The organism is Photobacterium sp. MCCC 1A19761, from assembly GCF_037389125.1.
Lineage (GTDB): Bacteria > Pseudomonadota > Gammaproteobacteria > Enterobacterales > Vibrionaceae > Photobacterium.
On the sequence record NZ_JAZGTF010000017.1, the window covers coordinates 155,400 to 172,819 of the forward strand.

The window sequence follows — 17,420 nt, forward strand, 5'->3', positions numbered from 1 at the left end:
ATTTTGCAGCAAAAGTTTAGCGCAGTAGTAACATTTATGACGTTACGCTGTTTTTAATGTGTTTCGGGTCAATAATTGGCTGGAAAATAAGACAAAATATAGGTGAGACATGGCAAAAACCAAGCGCGCATATGTATGTAGTGAATGTGGTGCCGATTTCCCCCGTTGGCAGGGACAATGCAGCGCCTGTGCCGCCTGGAATACCATTACCGAGTTCACGATCCCGAAAACCCGGGCCGCGGTTGGCGGCGCGCCGGCGGCGACCAGCAGCTATGCCGGCTCGGCGACCAAGGTCCAGCGTCTGTCTGAGGTGGAAAGCAAAGATTTGCCGCGTTATACCTCCGGCATTTCCGAGCTCGATCGGGTCTTGGGCGGCGGCATTGTGCCGGGCTCGGTCCTGCTGCTGTGTGGCGATCCGGGTGCCGGGAAATCAACCCTGCTGCTGCAAAGCATCGGGGCAGTCGCGGCCACCAAGCCGTCGCTGTACGTCTCGGGGGAAGAGTCGATCCATCAGATCTCCCAGCGGGCCAAGCGACTGGGCACGCAGAACCTCGACAACATCAACGTGGTGGCGGAAACCTCGGTGGAGCAAATCCTGCACCATGTGACCCAGCAGAAAGCCGAGTTTGTGATCATCGACTCGATCCAGACCATGACCGTAGCCCACAATGAATCGGCCGCCGGCAGCCCGAGCCAGGTCAAGGAATCGGCAGCGGCGCTGACCCGGTTTGCCAAGACCGAAGGGGTGACCTTCATGATTGTCGGCCACATCAACAAAGACTCGAACGTGGCCGGTCCGATGCAGCTGATCCACATTGTCGATGGCCTGTTTGCCCTCTCTTCTACCTCGGATGAAAAATTCCGGGTGTTACGGACCTCGAAAAACCGTTTCGGTGCCGATTCCGAGTCCTGCTTTTTCGCGATGACGGAAACCGGGATGAAGCAGGTGAAGAACCCGTCGGCGATCTTCCTCAGCCGCTCGAACAAGAACCACGCTGGTTCGGTGTGTACCACGCTGTGGGAAGGCACCCGGCCGCTGCTGGTGGAAGTTCAGGCGCTGTGTAACAGCTCGGTGACCGAAGTCCCGCGCCGCCTGACGGTGGGCTATGACTCTAACCGCCTGGCGATGTCGATTGCGGTGCTGGCCCGCCACGGTGGGGTGATGCTCTCGGACATGGATATCTTCGTGAACTGTGTCGGCGGGATCAAGATTGACGAAACCTCGGCAGATATGGCGGTGTTGCTGGCGATTTTCTCCAGTTTCAAGAATGCGCCGTTGCCGCAGGACGTACTGGTGTTCGGCGAGCTGGGCCTGAACGGTGATATCCGTCCGGCGGCCAACGGGATGGAGCGGATCCGCGAAGCGGCCAAGCAGGGCTTTACCCGGGCGATTGTGCCGAAAGCTAATTTCAGCCGCCAGATCAACGGCATTGACATTATTCCGGTCGAAGATCTGAAAGAGGCGCTGGAAGCCTTCGAGCGAGTTGCGATGTAAGTGCTGTGGCGGTGATGGCGCCGCTGAAAACAGAACAGATTAAAAAACGAGAGCCTAAACGAGAGCATAGTGTGCTCTCGTTTTTGTTTGGTGGGCAAAAACAACAGCCCCGGTGCTATTGTAATGTGGCCTCAGCGCTGGCGGCAGATTCACTGACCGGCTGGTTTCTGGCGGTGGTGATGGGCCGGGTATCCACCGGTGCTTGGGTCAGCTGAACCTGCATCGAGACGATGGTGTTGACCATGTCCAGCAGGGAAGCCCACTGAACCGTGGTTTCTTTCTCGAACAGGGTATCGAAGTTGTCCGGGGTCCACTGTACGAACGGGCGCGGGTTCAGGGCCCTGCCGAGGAAGCGGATCTCATAATGCAGGTGCGGGCCGGTGGAGAGGCCGGTATTGCCGGACCAGGCAATCAGCTCGCCCTTGCGCACGAACTGGCCGCGCTTGACGTTAAAGCGGCTCAGGTGCGAATAGGTGGTGGCAAAGCCCAGGGAATGGTTGAGCTTGATAAAGTTGCCGGAGCCTTTCTTGCTCGGACGCACGGCTTCAATCACGCCGTCCGCCGGGGCATAGATGGGGGTGCCGGTGTTGGCGGCAAAGTCCAGGCCGCGGTGGTACTTGCGTTTGCCGGTGACCGGATGGACCCGGGTGCCGAAGCCTGATGACATGCGGATCCCCGGGGTCGGACTGCCATTCGGCAACAGACGAAACAGGGTGCCCCGCACCGCGGAGCTGACGGCGGCACTGTTGACGCGTTGTGCCAGCGGCACATCTTCGCCGTCGCCCGATTGCAGCCCGAGAATGGTCTCGACATCATCGACCCGCTGGGTCAGGGTTTTGAGCGCATATTTCTTTTCTTCCAGCTCCTGGGTCAGGCTCTGGTTGGCGGCATTTTCTTCCGATAATGACGCGATCAGCTCCTGGGTGCGGAAGCTGAGCTGGCTCAGTTGGTGGCTGGCCGCCTGGTTTTGCAGATAAAGCTGATAGACGCTGTAGCTGCCGGCCCCGAGCATGAGCAGAAACGTGCTGAACATCAGGATGAGATTGCGTTTATTGTAATGGTTCAGCCAGTCCCGGGCAGTAACGCGCTGCGTCGGGGCTGACGGTCGATGGTTGTCGGACATGGTTTATGGTTGCTTTTATTTTGTTTTTGTCAGGTATTCTGCTGCTGTCAGAATTTTTATTGTTATTCGCGCCCGTGCTTGTTCGCACTAGGGGTTGTGCAGGTCGGTCAGGTGTTCAAGCTCGCGCTTGAGCAACGTATCGGTCCCGACGTTGAGTTCGACGAGCCGTTTGAGATGACTGACACTGTCAATATCAAAATGGTGGATCTGCAGGCGCAGATAATGGCTGTCGTAGTGGACCAGCCGGGCGTCCATGGTCAGGGTGATGTCACTGTCGTGGAGGGTGAAGCGCACGCGGTAGGTTGGATCGGTCGTCGTGTCGGCTTCGGGTGCCCAGTCAGGCGGGCAGGTGAGCAGCACCCCTTGCAATGACAAATCGCGCACTTCTGCCGCCCAAACACGTGTCCCTTGCTGAAGCTCAGCCTGTGCTTGGTATAAAATTCGGGTAAAGTGTCGACGTTCGGTCATATGCAGGACTTATTGATGTTTTTATCCGCTTAAGTGTAATGAATATTGAGACTTTTCTCCAGAAAATAGCTCACAAAATATGCCGTCCCGGCGCATTTTTGTCGCAAGATAGCGACAGAAAGCACAATTTATTCAGACATCAAAAAGGGCTGCCGAAGCAGCCCTTGTCAGCTTTTGATCTTGTTCGTTTTAGATCTTGTCCGCGTTTGACCGTGTTGGCGGTCAAAAGCCGTGCCGGTTATTTGGCAATACGCTTGTACTTGATGCGGTGTGGCTCAGCAGCCTGCGCACCCAGCGTTTTCTTCAGCCAATCGGTGTATTCGGTGTAGTTGCCTTCGAAGAAGTTCACCTGACCTTCATCACGGTAGTCCAGAATGTGGGTCGCGATACGGTCCAGGAACCAACGGTCGTGCGAGATCACCATGGCACAGCCCGGGAATTCCAGCAGGGCTTCTTCCAGGGCGCGCAGGGTTTCTACGTCCAGGTCGTTGGTCGGTTCATCGAGCAGCAGCACGTTGCCGCCGGCTTTCAGCAGTTTCGCCAGGTGAACACGGTTACGCTCACCACCGGACAGCTCGCCGATGCGTTTTTGCTGGTCGCTGCCTTTGAAGTTAAAGCGTGACACGTACGCACGGGATTGCAGCTCGAAGTTGTTGATGCGGATAATATCCGAACCTTCCGAGATCTCCTGGTAAACCGTGTTGTTGTCGTTCATGCTGTCGCGGAACTGCTCTACAGAGGCCAGTTTCACGGTATCACCCAGCTCGATAGAGCCGGCATCCGGTTGCTCGGAGCCGCTCAGCATCTTGAACAGGGTTGATTTACCGGCACCGTTGGCACCGATGATGCCCACGATGGCACCTTTCGGTACGCTGAAAGACAGGTCGTCAATCAGAACGCGATCACCGAACGATTTGGTCAGGTTGTTGACGTCGATGACCTTGTCACCCAGACGCTCACCCGGCGGGATGAACAGCTCGTTGGTTTCGTTCCGGCGCTGGTGGTCGGTGCTGGTCAGCTCTTCAAAGCGAGCCATACGCGCTTTGGATTTCGCCTGACGGCCCTTCGGATTCTGACGAACCCACTCCAGCTCTTTCTCGATGGTCTTCTGACGTGCTTTCTCTTGGGAAGCTTCTTGCTTCAGACGGGCATCTTTCTGCTCCAGCCAGGAGGTGTAGTTGCCTTCCCAAGGGATCCCTTCACCACGGTCCAGCTCGAGGATCCAGCCGGCAGCGTTGTCCAGGAAGTAACGGTCGTGCGTGATGGCCACGACAGTCCCGCTGTAATCGACCAGGAAGTGCTCCAGCCAGGCAACCGACTCTGCATCCAGGTGGTTGGTTGGTTCGTCGAGCAGCAGCATGTCTGGTTTTTCCAGCAGCAGGCGACAAATCGCCACACGGCGGCGCTCACCACCCGACAGGTATTTGACTTGGGCATCCCACTCCGGCAGGCGCAGGGCATCGGCCGCACGCTCCAGTTGGTTGTCCAGGTTGTGACCGTCTTTCGCGGCGATCAGAGCTTCCAGCTCGCCTTGCTCTTTGGCCAGGGCGTCGAAGTCCGCATCCGGCTCGGCGTACGCAGCGTACACAGCGTCCAGACGGGTCAGGGCGTGCTTCACATCGCCCACGGCTTCTTCAACCACTTCGCGGACGGTTTTTTCTTCATCCAACACCGGCTCCTGCGGCAGGTAGCCGACATTCAGGCCCGGTTGCGGACGTGCTTCACCTTCGATATCGGTATCGATCCCGGCCATGATGCGCAGCAGAGTTGATTTACCGGAACCGTTCAGGCCCAGAACACCGATCTTGGCGCCAGGGAAGAAACTCAGGGAAATATCTTTCAGAATTTGGCGCTTAGGCGGGACGATCTTGCCTACGCGCGACATGGTATAGACGTATTCAGCCATATCCGTTTGCGATCTCTAAACTAAATGAAAGGGGTATTTTACCTGTTCTGGACATAAGTTTAACAGCTATGTTCATAATTAGCGGTTAAGATAAACACAGACTGCGCCGGGCCCGGTATTGCGGCGGTGTTCAGGAGCATTGTAGTTCTGTTCATGAACATTGCGGCTCTGTTCAGGATGCCGCGCAGAAATGGGCCTGCATGCACAGGATGTGTTGCCTGGAGTCGTAAGTAGGATGATGTTGTGATTTGCTTTTTTACCCGTAAATTACTACCGATGGTTGTGATCTCGGTAGGCCTGTTAAGCGGTTCGACGGGGCTGGCGGCTTCGCTGGAGCAGCAGCGTGAGTGGTATGAGCAAGCCGGGGAGGCGCTGAACCAGGACGAGATCAGCCGCTATCGCCAGTTGCGCAGTAAGCTCGACGGCTACCCGCTGGTGCCGTATCTCGACTACCGTGACTTCTCGCGCGAGCTATCGGAGAAAACGCCGGCCGAGGTGGAAGCCTTCATGGCCAAGTACCAAAGCCTGCCGTTCAGCACCAGTATCAAGACCCGCTATCTGGAAAAGCTGGCCGAAGATGAGCGCTGGCAGAACTTTATTGAAATTCAGCCGATGCCGCCGCGCGGGGAAGTGCTGCGGTGTCATTATTACTATGCCCAGAGCAAGCTCGGCAATGCCGAGATGGCCTGGCAGGGTGCCGCTTCGCTGTGGCTGACCGGGAAATCCCTCAGTGATGCCTGTGACCCTCTGCTGAACAAATGGCAGGCGGCCGGGCGCAGAACCAATACCCTGATCCTGGACCGGATGTTACTGGTGTTCGAAGAGGGGGGACGCAGCCGCCTTAACTACCTCAACCGCCAGCTGTCCGGCAAGGGCAAGACCCGGGGCAGCGATGTGCTGGCGCTGTTTGACGATCCGGAGAAAGTCGCCGAGTTTGCCAAGCGCAGCCGGGTGACGCCGTTTCACCAGAACCTGACGCTGCTGGCCTACAAGCGCCTGGTCCGAAAGGATGTCCGCGAAGCGGTGGCGCAGTATGAGCGCGCCATGACCGGCCAGCGCTTTGGCAAGCACAAACGCCAGCAAATGGCTGATTACACTGCGGGCTGGCTGTTCTCGACCGATGATGACGACTTGATCCGTTGGCGCGACGACAAGCTGAAAACCAGCAAGAGCACCCGCCTGCTGGAGCGCCGGATCCGGCTGGCGATCCGCGATGCCGATTGGGAAGCCGTCGCGCAGTGGCTTGAGCGTCTGCCGGCAGCAGCCCGGTCAACGCCGCGCTGGACCTTCTGGCGTGCCCGCCTGATGGCGCAAAACGGCGATCAGCAGGGCGCGGCCGAAGTGTATCGCTCGATCCTGGGTCAGCGGGACTTCTACAGCGCCGCCGCAGCCACGGTGCTGGGCAAACCGATCCTGTATCCAATCAAGAGTCCGGCCAAGCCGCGGGGCTTGATCAAGCAGTACGGCCAGACGCTGAGCCGGATCAAAGAGCTGATTGCGATGGAGAAAGAGTTCGCTGCCCGGCGCGAATGGGATTATCTGCTTGATGGCATGGACAGTGAGCAGGTGCTGATGCTGGCCACCTATGCGGCCGCCAATAAGTGGCATCACCTGGCGGTGCAGGCCACCATTTCCGGCCAGCTGTGGGATTACATTGAGCTGCGGTTCCCGGTTGCCCATAAGTGGTGGTTTGACTTTTTCAGCAAAAAACGTGAGTTGCCGGCCACCACCATGATGGCGCTGGCACGTCAGGAAAGCGCGCTCAATGTCGATGCGGTGTCGCCGGTCGGGGCGCGCGGCCTGATGCAACTGATGCCGGCGACGGCCGAAGAGACTGCCCGCAAGCTGGGCCGCAGTTACGAAGGCAAGGGCAGCCTGCTCGATCCCGGGGTGAATATTCGCCTTGGCAGTGGCTATCTGAAAATGATGCTGGAGCAGTACGACAACAACCGGATTTTTGCATTTGCCGCCTATAACGCCGGACCCGGACGGGTGAAGCGCTGGCGGGCGGAAACCGACGGCGAGCTGGACGTGTACGCGTTTATTGAGGCGATCCCGTTTAACGAAACCCGGGGCTATGTGCAAAATATCCTGATGTTCGAGGTCTATTATGGCGATTTGATCGGCAAGAAAACCCCGCTGCTCAAGGCCAACGAGCTGTCGGCCAAGTACTAGACGCGCGCGGTTGAGCGCCGGAATGGGCGTTGTGGCTGATCCGGAAGGCACCATGGCTTGGTTGTCCTTCTGGATCAGGATAGAATCCGGGGCAGAGAACCATCCCTATATGATGAGGTTGACATGTCTTCCACCCCAGAAACGCCCGATTTCACTGAGTGGCAGCAAGTGCTGGATATTTTCCGCCAGGCCACCGACGAGCAAAAAGATGAGCTGTTACTGAAATTGTTGCTGACCCCGGATGAGCGCAGCGTGCTGCTCACGCGGATCAACATTTTCCACGAGCTGCTCAACGGTGAGCGCAGCCAGCGTAAAATCAGTGAACTGCTGGGGGTTGGGGTGGCGACGATCACCCGGGGCTCCAATGAGCTCAAGCACCATGACGACAGCACCAAAGCCTGGTTGTCTGAGCTGTTAAAAGCCCAGCACGTGCATCAGGACTGAGCATCAAAACAATCCTTCTGAAAAACACAAACCCTGCCACTTGGCAGGGTTTGTTGTTTCCGGCGTTGCGGGCCGGGATTTACGCCGACACGCCGGATGTTTCTTGGTCCTGGGCCTGGGCTGGGAACAACTCCGGATGGGTAAACGGGATCAGCGCCAGGATCAGCGCCTGCTGATACACCGAGCTGCGGCTCAGTTTGTGATTGGTCAGCATCGCAATCGCGCCGCCTTTTTGTTTCACATTGTTCTGGTTGAACATCTCATCCATCACATCGCCCAGCTCAAGTCCCTGATGGATTTTCTCCATCGCCGCCGGGGGCAGCGGCAGGGAAGCCGAGCGGGATTCGCCGCGCTGGGTGTGGTTTTCGATCACCATCCAGGCAAAGGTATACGGGCCGTCGATCCCGGCTTCGATACTGACATAATAATCGGCACCCGGCTTGGCGCGGCGGGCATTGACCACCCGGTTGCGGGCACCGGCCAGGGTTTCGTCGGCGCACATCGGTTGATCGCGCACGTCGCTGGCGACATTCACCCCTTCAAAATCAAAACACAGATCAGGAAATACTTCGGAAAAAGCGTCAGCAACGGCAGCAATTTTGGCTGGATTCGCTGAGGCGACAATCACTGATAACATAAACTTACCTCCACCTCAGCTATTGTACGGACAGTCGGCGCGAAGTCACGCCGCTTGTGTCGGCCGGTTAGCGATCGTAAGCCCAGTCGGACTGGATGATGTAGCCGTGGATCTGGAATTCATCGTTGTTGACGAACAGGTTCGGGAAGTCCGGCTGCGAGGTCGAGAACACCACGCCGTCGGCCAGTTGGGTCATGTGATAGAAATCCGGCTCGCTGCCGCGCACCGAGGCAAATACCGGCTGCTTCGGACGGTAGCTGGCCTTGCGAGTCGCCAGCGCATAGCTGCCGACCGGCGCGCATTGGGCGATGTTTTCATTGTCGACCAGCAGGCCCAGGCAATCGTCCCGATCCAGGTGATGAGGGATCGCCCGCTTGCTGACCACATCCACCGAGGCACCCCGGGTGTAAGAGATGAAATCTTTACGGTGAATAATCGGAATATAGGTGCTGGTGGAGCCATTGGCCGATTCGCTGCTGATGGCCGTCGTCGCCTGCGTGCCGGTGTCGATTTGCCCGGTCAGCAGGTAGCTGATCGAGGTATTCAACGTTTGGGCAATTTTCTCCAGCTCGCGGACTTCGATGCCGTATTTACCGGACAGCTTGCGGCTCATGGTGCCTTGTTGCAAATTGAGCGCTTCACCGAGTTGTTTCTGGCTGATGCCCTGGACTTTCGCCAGGCGCTTAATTCTCTCTAAATATTCCATAATCTATCGCATCCTGCTCACAATGGTTCAATGCAAATCGCATTCGTAAAAGTTATAAAAGATTTTACTTAATACGACCTGAGAGGAAGCATCGGGAAATCAAAAGTGCGATTGATTTCGTTAAAGGAATATACCTGCAGGTCATGATGGGTAAAAAACGGGACAAATTTCAATTTGAAAAATAAGCGCCATAAAAACCACAATGTTGAACAGCAGATCACTGTTTTGACATGTATCCAAATTTTGTTGCAAACAATCCGTTGCAAATCAGGGGTGTAGAGTGGGTGAAAAATGCCCGCTGGCACGTGGTCAAATCATCAATTTATTGAAAACAATACCCCTTGCGCATGGTGTGCTGGGGCTGTGATGCCGTAGTTGAGAAATCGTTGAAAACATTGCGATTGGTGTAGAATGCGAGGCCGGTTAGTACGAACTCAAACTCAGAAGCAATGGATCAATGATGACTGACAATTCAGATCTTCTTATCGACATGGACGAAGTGCAGCAGCTTTGCGGCGCTACGACTTTTGCCAAGGGGGCTGACCTAGCGCTCTCCGGCGTGGTACGCAATGTCAGTATCAACGGGGATACAATTTCGGCGCTCGTTGATGGCTCTTACACCTATCAGGTACAGGTCAATACCGGGAGCACTCTGGGCTGCTCCTGTACTTGCCCGGCAGCTGAGTATCAGACCATGTGTAAACATGCGGTTGCCGTGGTGCTCACGGTGAGTGAAGCCGATGAGCAAACCGGTAGTGAAAGCGCGCTGATTCAAGACCATCTTGCCCAACTGGAGAAAAGTGAGCTTTTAGATATGCTTATGGCTTATCTGGTTGAAGACCCCGCAGCGTGGAATCGGTTGTTGACGAAAACTCGTCTCAGTGAGGAAAAGCTGTCGTATCGGGATCTCCAGTCGATGGTGACGAAAGCTTTGCCCCGTTGTGAGATCTGGAGTTGGCGTGATATCGATGATTACTTTGTGGATGCCGAGGGGCAACTGGACATGGTGTTTGACGCCGTGGATAAGTTGGCGGTGCCACAGCAGTGGCAGCTGATGTATGACGTTGTAGAGCGGCTGAATTTAGTACTTGAGCGTATTGATGACTCCTATGGGGCACGTTTTGGTGTCGAGGCGCTCATCTGTCGCAAAATGCCGGAAGTTTTCGCCAGATTAGACTGGCCCGAACAGCAGAAAGCCCAGTGGTTGTTTGAACACCTGACATCTGATGAGTTTGATTTCTTTCCATCCATTGAAGAGCATTTCGCCAATGCATGGAAGGATAATCCGCATTATCTGGCGCTGTGTCGTGAGGCGATAGAGAGCTGCGATGTCAGAGATGAGTCCCCATGGCTGCTGCAAACTTACGCGAAGCCGTTGATCGACAGTGCGAAAGATTGGCGGGAAGTTGCCGACCTGAAACAAAAAATAGCGACGCGGACGCATGATTTTCTCGAAGTGTGCGAGATATATCTGGCACATGATGAGCCGTTGGATGCAGAGTATTGGCTGAGCAAGGCACGACATTCGGCCTCGAAGTTTGAGCTGGTGGAATGTGATCGGATGGCGGTCAAGATCCACGTCCGGCAAGGCGAGTTAAAGCCGGCATGGCAGCTGGCCAATGATATTTTTGAGTTGCACCCAAGTTTTCAGGAGTATCAACAACTGGCACGGTTTAAAAAGACACACAATATTGAGGACGATGCATTCCTTGCCCGGGTAGAGCAAAAGTTTCAGGCGATCTACCGCCCTGGTAACTCCGATTATGCCTCCAGAGATAACGATGCGCTGGTTGAATTCTACATGGATACCGGCGCGTTGGTGAAGGCTTGTGACTGGGTGGCGCGTCACCGGATCAATACGGAGGTGCTGCTTGAACTTGCCAACCGAATCGTCGATCAAAAGCCGCAGGAAACACTGAGCTATTACGTGCGTGTGGTCTCCGCCACGATTGAACAAACTAACAATGACGCATACGAAAAAGCCATCGCTCTGTTGCAACAGTTGGAATCCCAGTTGCAAAGCCATCCCGATACCTTGGCTGTCTTTTACGTCCAGGTCGAGCAACTGGCGCAAATTTATAAGCGCAAGCGCAACATGCTGAAGCTGTTTCAAACCCATTATAACGATTATCTGTAAGCAATCTGCTGTGCTTAGTGCAGAGATTGTTGGGTATGTTGTCACTGATGGCCTTGAGGGCACCAAGGCCGTGATTGAATCCATGATTGTCGCTAAATGGCAACCTGACCCGCCGAACCGACTTTGCCTTGTTCATGGTCGAAGCCATCGACAACCCGGCGCTGATCCACCAAATCCCGGCGATTGTGGGAGCGGGGGAAGCGGGAGGACAGTAGATAATTTAGGAATATATTTGTTGATATATGCCCCCATCACAATGCATTGAAATGTTTATGACCATAAGAGAAATGTTTTTATCGTTGTCCTATACTCTTTATGTGGATCTTGATTTTTATGTTATTATTGTTTGATATCAGGTGTTTATTATATGAGGTGTGTTCTTGATGGGAGTGGTAAATTAAATATTTTTTTGCTCATCCTTGATTGTTTTCTTGTTGGGTAATCAGTATGGTGGGTAAATATGCCTAACATGAGGTTATTTAAATCAACGAATACAAAGGTTGAAGTTTTTTTAAGGAAAAACCTTTTTTATAAAGGGTTCCGATATCGTCTTCATGATAAGAGACTAAAAGGACGCCCAGATATTGTTTTTCCAAAGTATAAAGCAGTGATTTTTGTTCATGGTTGTTTTTGGCATGCTCATGAGGGATGCTCAATATCACACATACCTTTAAAGCACAGTAGGTACTGGGTTGATAAGTTCAAACGAAACCGAGAGCGAGACCATCAGGTATATCAATGGTTAACTAACTATAAATGGCGAATTTTAGTTGTATGGGAGTGTGCAATCAGGAAATCTGAGTTTTTTAATTTTGATGAATTAATTGACTTTGTTAGTTGTTGGTTAAAAAGTGGAGCGGGTTCTTGTGAGGTAAGTGGAAATGATGAGCTTCCTAATTTGAATATAGATATTAAATGTAAGGTTGAAGTTGTTCGTTATTAATATGCGAGCTAGGATTTTAATCTGGGTTAATATACATGTTGAGCTTGAATTTCGCCACGTTAATAAATACTTTTAGCGTGGCGAATCTTGTTGTTTTTTATTCGTTATCATGCTCCTGTTTTATTGTTTCATTTATGTGTTTTCAGGAATAGGTGCTGTCTATTGTTTACTTTGCCATGCTCGATAAATGGTAAATTGGCAATAAGTGTTTCTGGTATGTTTCTTCGACTACCACTGTTTTGTAGTGCAGCATCGACATGAACCACACCTTCGGATAGGAGCTTTTCAAAAACAATTCTTGTTCGTCGATGGGATTCTTGGAGCACTTGACCATCTGAACAGGTTATGTTGAAACCATTATTATTTACATTATTCACAGTAATATCCGATCTTCCAGATAAGCTTTTTAGAGTATTACCGATGTATTTTTTGAAAAGTGGAATGATATCTGCGTCATAATCCATAAGGTTATCCTCTCTCGTATTCAATTACACAATCTACTTCAAAAAAGTCTGGTGTAATGTGATTTGTGTATTAAAAACATTGGTTTGTGAGCTGTAAGTGATATGAGGTACGTGTAGTGTTAGGCCTGTTCTCTACAGGGAACGTAATCAGTGCTACCATGCTGTTTTATGGATGTTTAATGATGAAAGGCCATGAAGTTAGACGGCATACCTCTACTGTCATTTTTCACCGGTGCAGGGTTCCTGGATATAGGCTTCTTGCAAAACGGGTTCCATACTCTCTGGCATAACGAAAACTACTTGCCATTTGTTAAGGGGTTTGAAACAGGGATATCTTCGCTTGGGTATAGCGGCTCTTCGGCGAAGGTCCAGAATACGCGGTCTGTATTGGAGATTGGCCCGAATGAGATCCTGAGTGAAGCCTTTGGCGGCAATAAACCGCCAGGTTTGTTTGGGATAATCGGTGGCCCTCCTTGTCCTGACTTTTCTGTCGGCGGTAAAAATAAAGGGGAAACGGGGAGCAACGGCAAGCTGTCAGAAGTATACGTAAACCGTATTCTAGAAATTAACCCTACCTTCTTCTTGTTTGAGAACGTTCCGGGCCTTTTGCGCACAAGCAAGCACCGTGAATTCTTGGCAAACCTTCTAGATAAATTGACCAGAAGGTATGTGGTCGACATCAAAATACTGAATGCGCTTGATTTTGGGGTTCCCCAGGACCGCGAGCGGGTTTTTATTGTTGGTTTCCGGAAAACCTATCTGCGTCCGCTTCTGCTACCGCCGAGCTACAAGAAACTTGTCTCTATATCGGGGGCGCTTCCCAGGCTGCGCAGCCACACAATGAACGCTTTTTTTGAGATGTATGAAAACTGGTTTCCATGGCCTATACACCCTGAGTTCCATGGCGCCAAGTCCCGCTTTATCTGGCCCAGTGAGCCAGTTGAAAAGGGAGGGGTACCCGAACGCCCCCCTTGCCCCGAGCCACTGATGGTCGGGACATATATTTGCGATGAGGCCCGCTTTTCGCTACCCAACAGCGGTGAGTGGCTTTCCCCCAGGAGTGGTAAGATCGGCGAAGTGCTTGAAGGTGATGTATCCCGCAAGAGCTTCAAGAGGCTGCACCGCTACAGATATAGCCCGACAGCGGCTTATGGCAACAACGAGGTGCACTTGCACCCGGTGCTTCCGCGGCGCCTGTCTGTGCGGGAGGCCATGCTGCTCCAGTCTGTACCCAATGAATACCGGCTCCCTGAGGATATGACATTGACGGATAAGTTCAAGACGATAGGGAATGGTGTCCCTGTGAAGCTGTCTGCTGCCATATCTGGGGCTATTTTGAGTTTTCTCGAGGAATTACATAAATGAAGCCTTTTGACCTGACGCCGGATCCAAAAGTCCTTATTGCCCTGACACATACGCCGCTTAAGCCTATGGATGCGCTTTCCGAGCTGATAGACAACGCCATCGATTCCTTTGCCCTTTCGAGGAACTCCGGCTTCGGGGTTTCTAACCCGATGGCAATCATTGACCTCCCTTCCCGCAAGGAGCTGGAAGATAACCTGGGGGTGATCCGTGTTCGTGATAACGGTATCGGTATGTCTCCGGCCATGGCAGAAAAAGCATTGAAAGCCGGCTTTTCCGGCAATAACCCATATGACAGCCTTGGCCTTTTTGGTATGGGGCTCAATATTGCCACAGGCAAGCTCGGCAGCCGGACAACGGTTATAACTGCCCGTAAGGGTGACCAGAAAGCCCTCAAGGTTGTTGTGGATCTTGTTGCCATCCAGGAAAAATCGAGCTTTGAGGTTACCCCTGAGCTGGTCGACAAGCCGGAGGGCTTTGAAAACGGTACCATTGTCGAAATATCGAACTGGTGGCCGAAAGGCAACGCGAACTCAGGCTTTGTACAAAAGCTGGTTGGCTACGGCCGACCGAGGGTCCGCTCGGAAATCGGCCGCCGCTATTCTACCCTGCTTAAGCAGAAATCAGTCAATATTGTTGTCAATGGTGAACATTGTAAGCCTTTCCACCATTGTGTCTGGGGCAGCAAGCGCTTCGTCGAGCGCAAAGGGAGTGGGCGGATTTATGCAAGGCGTGAGTTTTCCGAAGTTATTGGTACCCAAAAACGCTGTACCGAGTGCTTTGCGCTCGTCCCGGAAGAGAAAGATGCCTGCCCGGTGTGTACCTCCCTGTCGCTGAGGACTATAGATGAAACGGTCAGGGGTTGGGTCGGGATCCAGCGCTATGACGACGAGTCCCATTTCGGGATTGACCTGATCCGGAACGGGAGGGCTATCAGGCTGCTTGAGAAGTCGGCCTTCTTTGAGTTTGTTGATGAGTTCGGGAACGCAATCAAGGACTACCCGATAGATGGTACCTATGGCCGTATCGTCGGCGAGGTCCAGATGGACCACGTACCGGTTGACTTCATGAAGCAGGACTTCCAGCGGAGCAGCCCCGAGTGGCTGGCAGCTATTGCTTTCCTTCGTGGCGAGACGTCGCTCCAGCCCGGCAAGACGAACGGGGTCCCGAATGACTCCCCTGTCTATACCCTGTACCAAGGCTTCCGCCGGGTCCGCCAGTTTGGCAAGAAAGACCTCTATATGGGGTACTGGGATGAAGCATCAAATACGGCAAAGCGTATTCCCCGCAAGACAGAAGAAGAATACCTCAGGAAGTTTAACGAGGGGGTGCCTGGCTACTTTGACGATGACGAATGGTGGAGCTTGGTCGAGGGGGCGGATACCAAGCCTGTCGAGTCACTGGTTGAGTGCCCGGAATGCTCGGCTGAGAACCTCCAGTCTGCCGAGCAGTGCCTGGTATGCAATGCCATTTTGATCGGCAAGCCCTGCCTTGAGTGCGAGGGCGAAATCCCGCTATCTGCCTTGTCATGCCATTTATGCGGGGCGTCCCAGGTCCCCGAGGTTGTCGAGCCTTGGCTGTGCCTGGTCTGCAATACGAAGAATATCGCAACAGCGGATAACTGCTCCAAATGCAGCTCCGCCCGCGGCACGCCCAACAAGCTTTCTCCGGAATACCTAAAGGCAAACTCGGACTATGACGAATCGCTTTCTATCCCGGGGTGCTCGGTCAGGCTGGCTGATGATACCAATAGCCAGCCGATCGATGTCGAGTGCTATTCTGTGCATAGGCCAATGGTCCTCAATGACAAAGGGACTGTTTTGCCTGTGATAGTTAACAAGGGGGAAGCTGTAGAAATATTTGTCGATAAAACACACCCGCTCTTTAAATCCCTATCTATCAAGCCTGAGGAAATGATTGCCAGCGAGGTTGCCTATTACAAGCATGTATCCAATGGCCGCCTGACGGGGACGGTCTTCCAGCCAGCCCACTCCCTGAGCAACCTGGAGTGGGAAATCCTAAATAAATACTGGTCCGGGGTGTTATCCGATAGCTCGGCTAGCGTCAGGGAGGATGTTGAACTATTTTTTGCCGAACTGTCTACCCGCCTGCCAGGTATCCTGGCCTGCTCCTCTGAAGAAATCTTTGAGGAACTGGTTGAAAAGGACAAGAAGGAGCTGGTCGGGAACCTTATCGACAGGGGCGAGGACATATCGAAAATGGAGCAGTTCAAATCAGATGGATCATTTATGCGCTTTGTCGGTGTCAGCGCCATAGTCTCTATTTTTGGCAAGCATACGGCATGCTTTTTTGACGGGGCTGTCTGGGGCGAACCATTCTCTTCTATAGTGGATATCCCTGACTCCGTGATGGATGATTTCCGGCAGCAGGCACGCAGCCGCTACCTGAACTGCCTTGAGGATTGTGCCAGTTTCCTTGGCTCCCAGAATATAGACCCGGTCCTGGTGAAGAGGACCCGGGCTAGCCTGGAGTTTCTCCAGAAAGGGCTTGAGGGCTAGGATGTTTTTCAACGAAGTAAGCATCCATGGCTCATGGCAGGCGTTTGAGCGCCTTGTATGCCGCTACCTGGCCCACAAGGGGTTCTCCGGGGTAAGGCTGGTTGGCCAGACACGCGACAAGGGGGCGGATATTATTGCCCACAAGGGCGGGAAGCGCTGGCTTATCCAGGTAAAGCACTGGAAATCTAGGATTGGTGTGGATGTGGTCGATACAACCCTTGAATCCCTGCGTTATTACCGTGCTGATGTACCTGTGATTGTTGCGCTGAATGGTTTCCAGGACAAAGCAGCAAGGCAGCAGCAGGCCTTGATGGCCCAGGGGATCCCGTTCCAGCTGTGGAGTGCCAGCCAGTTGGTGAAAAATGCATCCCGCCTTCCCGATGGCTACCCTTACGGCTGCCCGGGCGAAGTCTTTGAGCGGCGCGACTACCAGGAAAATGCGATCCAGCTACTGGTGCAGGAGTTCCACCGCCCTGAAGCAAACCGTGCCTTGGTCGTCATGGCAACGGGCCTTGGCAAGTCGCATGTCACATTCGAATTCCTCCGGCGGGTATTGTCAGGGGGGGAAGTCCGGGTCCTTTTCCTGGCCCACACCAACGACCTTGTTTACCAGCTCGAGCGCTCGTTCTGGCCTTACCTGAAACCATCGCAGGAAACGTTGGTATGGAATGGCTATGAGCGCCCTGGCGCGGATGAGCTCGGGCGGGTCCCGTTTGTCTTCGCCTGCCTGAATACCGTGTCGTCATATGTACAAGGTGGCAACCAGTTACCGCTGTTCGATGTTGTCTTTGTTGACGAGTGCCACCACGTCGGGGATGACGGGATGTATGCCGGTATATTGGATGCTGCAGATGCGGGCCGCCCCGGGGGGCCTTTCCTTGTCGGTGCCACGGCGACGCCGTGGCGGCCCGATGAAACAGACCTGAAGGGGATATTCGGTAACCCGGTTGTCAGCATTGACCTGGTGAAGGGGCTGAAAAGTGGCTTCTTGTCGAATGTCGACTACCGGATGTTTACTGACAATATTGACTGGGAGGCGCT

15 protein-coding genes are annotated in these 17,420 nt (G+C 53.5%); 9 read left to right on the forward strand and 6 right to left on the reverse strand.

The annotated features are described in order from the left end of the window. Positions 1-109 precede the first annotated feature (109 nt). Positions 110-1,495 (forward strand): DNA repair protein RadA, encoded by a 1,386-nt coding sequence (gene radA / locus VV869_RS16345; protein WP_337735988.1) that lies wholly within the window; start codon positions 110-112, stop codon positions 1,493-1,495. Positions 1,496-1,610: 115 nt separating this feature from the next. Here radA and VV869_RS16350 read toward each other — a convergent pair whose 3' ends face one another. From VV869_RS16350 to ettA, 3 genes are all read right to left on the reverse strand, one after another. Further along, a complete protein-coding gene (locus VV869_RS16350) occupies positions 1,611-2,618 on the reverse strand; it encodes a M23 family metallopeptidase (RefSeq protein WP_337735989.1) in 1,008 nt (335 codons plus the stop codon). An 87-nt stretch (positions 2,619-2,705) separates the two neighbouring features. Then, the gene (locus VV869_RS16355) at positions 2,706-3,086 is read right to left on the reverse strand and encodes a PilZ domain-containing protein (protein ID WP_337735990.1); all 381 of its coding nucleotides are present in this window, start codon (positions 3,084-3,086) and stop codon (positions 2,706-2,708) included. Between the two features lie 238 nt (positions 3,087-3,324). After that, a complete protein-coding gene (gene ettA / locus VV869_RS16360) occupies positions 3,325-4,992 on the reverse strand; it encodes an energy-dependent translational throttle protein EttA (protein ID WP_337735991.1) in 1,668 nt (555 codons plus the stop codon). A 243-nt stretch (positions 4,993-5,235) separates the two neighbouring features. Here ettA and sltY point away from each other — a divergent pair, with 243 nt between their 5' ends. Beyond that, positions 5,236-7,167, forward strand: a complete 1,932-nt coding sequence (gene sltY / locus VV869_RS16365) for a murein transglycosylase (RefSeq protein ID WP_337735992.1) — start codon at positions 5,236-5,238, stop codon at positions 7,165-7,167. Positions 7,168-7,290: 123 nt separating this feature from the next. Further along, a complete protein-coding gene (gene trpR / locus VV869_RS16370) occupies positions 7,291-7,611 on the forward strand; it encodes a trp operon repressor (protein ID WP_337735993.1) in 321 nt (106 codons plus the stop codon). Between the two features lie 79 nt (positions 7,612-7,690). Here trpR and yjjX read toward each other — a convergent pair whose 3' ends face one another. Together yjjX and VV869_RS16380 are read right to left on the reverse strand one after the other, a co-directional pair. Further along, complete coding sequence (yjjX, locus tag VV869_RS16375; protein WP_337735994.1) at positions 7,691-8,248, reverse strand: inosine/xanthosine triphosphatase; 558 nt, start codon at positions 8,246-8,248, stop codon at positions 7,691-7,693. Positions 8,249-8,315: 67 nt separating this feature from the next. After that, entirely contained in the window at positions 8,316-8,954 is a 639-nt protein-coding gene (locus VV869_RS16380) for a helix-turn-helix domain-containing protein (protein WP_337735995.1), read from the reverse strand. A gap of 457 nt (positions 8,955-9,411) precedes the next feature. Here VV869_RS16380 and VV869_RS16385 point away from each other — a divergent pair, with 457 nt between their 5' ends. The 3 genes from VV869_RS16385 to VV869_RS16395 all read left to right on the forward strand — a co-directional run bounded on the left by VV869_RS16385 (position 9,412) and on the right by VV869_RS16395 (position 12,034). Continuing rightward, a complete protein-coding gene (locus VV869_RS16385; RefSeq protein ID WP_337735996.1) occupies positions 9,412-11,091 on the forward strand; it encodes an SWIM zinc finger family protein in 1,680 nt (559 codons plus the stop codon). 86 nt (positions 11,092-11,177) lie between these two features. After that, complete coding sequence (locus tag VV869_RS16390) at positions 11,178-11,306, forward strand: hypothetical protein (RefSeq protein ID WP_337735997.1); 129 nt, start codon at positions 11,178-11,180, stop codon at positions 11,304-11,306. Positions 11,307-11,551: 245 nt separating this feature from the next. Beyond that, entirely contained in the window at positions 11,552-12,034 is a 483-nt protein-coding gene (locus VV869_RS16395; RefSeq protein WP_337735998.1) for a very short patch repair endonuclease, read from the forward strand. Between the two features lie 128 nt (positions 12,035-12,162). On the opposite strand, the gene VV869_RS16400 is transcribed toward VV869_RS16395, so the two are convergent. Further along, positions 12,163-12,498: a hypothetical protein gene (locus VV869_RS16400; protein ID WP_337735999.1), complete on the reverse strand. Its 336-nt coding sequence runs from the start codon at positions 12,496-12,498 to the stop codon at positions 12,163-12,165. A gap of 192 nt (positions 12,499-12,690) precedes the next feature. Between VV869_RS16400 and VV869_RS16405 the strand changes: the two genes are divergently transcribed. From VV869_RS16405 to VV869_RS16415, 3 genes are all read left to right on the forward strand, one after another. Then, positions 12,691-13,863, forward strand: a complete 1,173-nt coding sequence (locus VV869_RS16405) for a DNA cytosine methyltransferase (RefSeq protein ID WP_337736000.1) — start codon at positions 12,691-12,693, stop codon at positions 13,861-13,863. Continuing rightward, a complete protein-coding gene (locus tag VV869_RS16410) occupies positions 13,860-16,379 on the forward strand; it encodes an ATP-binding protein (protein WP_337736001.1) in 2,520 nt (839 codons plus the stop codon). Before VV869_RS16405 ends, VV869_RS16410 begins: the two co-directional genes overlap by 4 nt. A gap of 1 nt (position 16,380) precedes the next feature. Beyond that, positions 16,381-17,420 (forward strand): DEAD/DEAH box helicase family protein (locus VV869_RS16415; protein ID WP_337736002.1); only part of this gene is annotated, 1,040 nt, incomplete at its 3' end.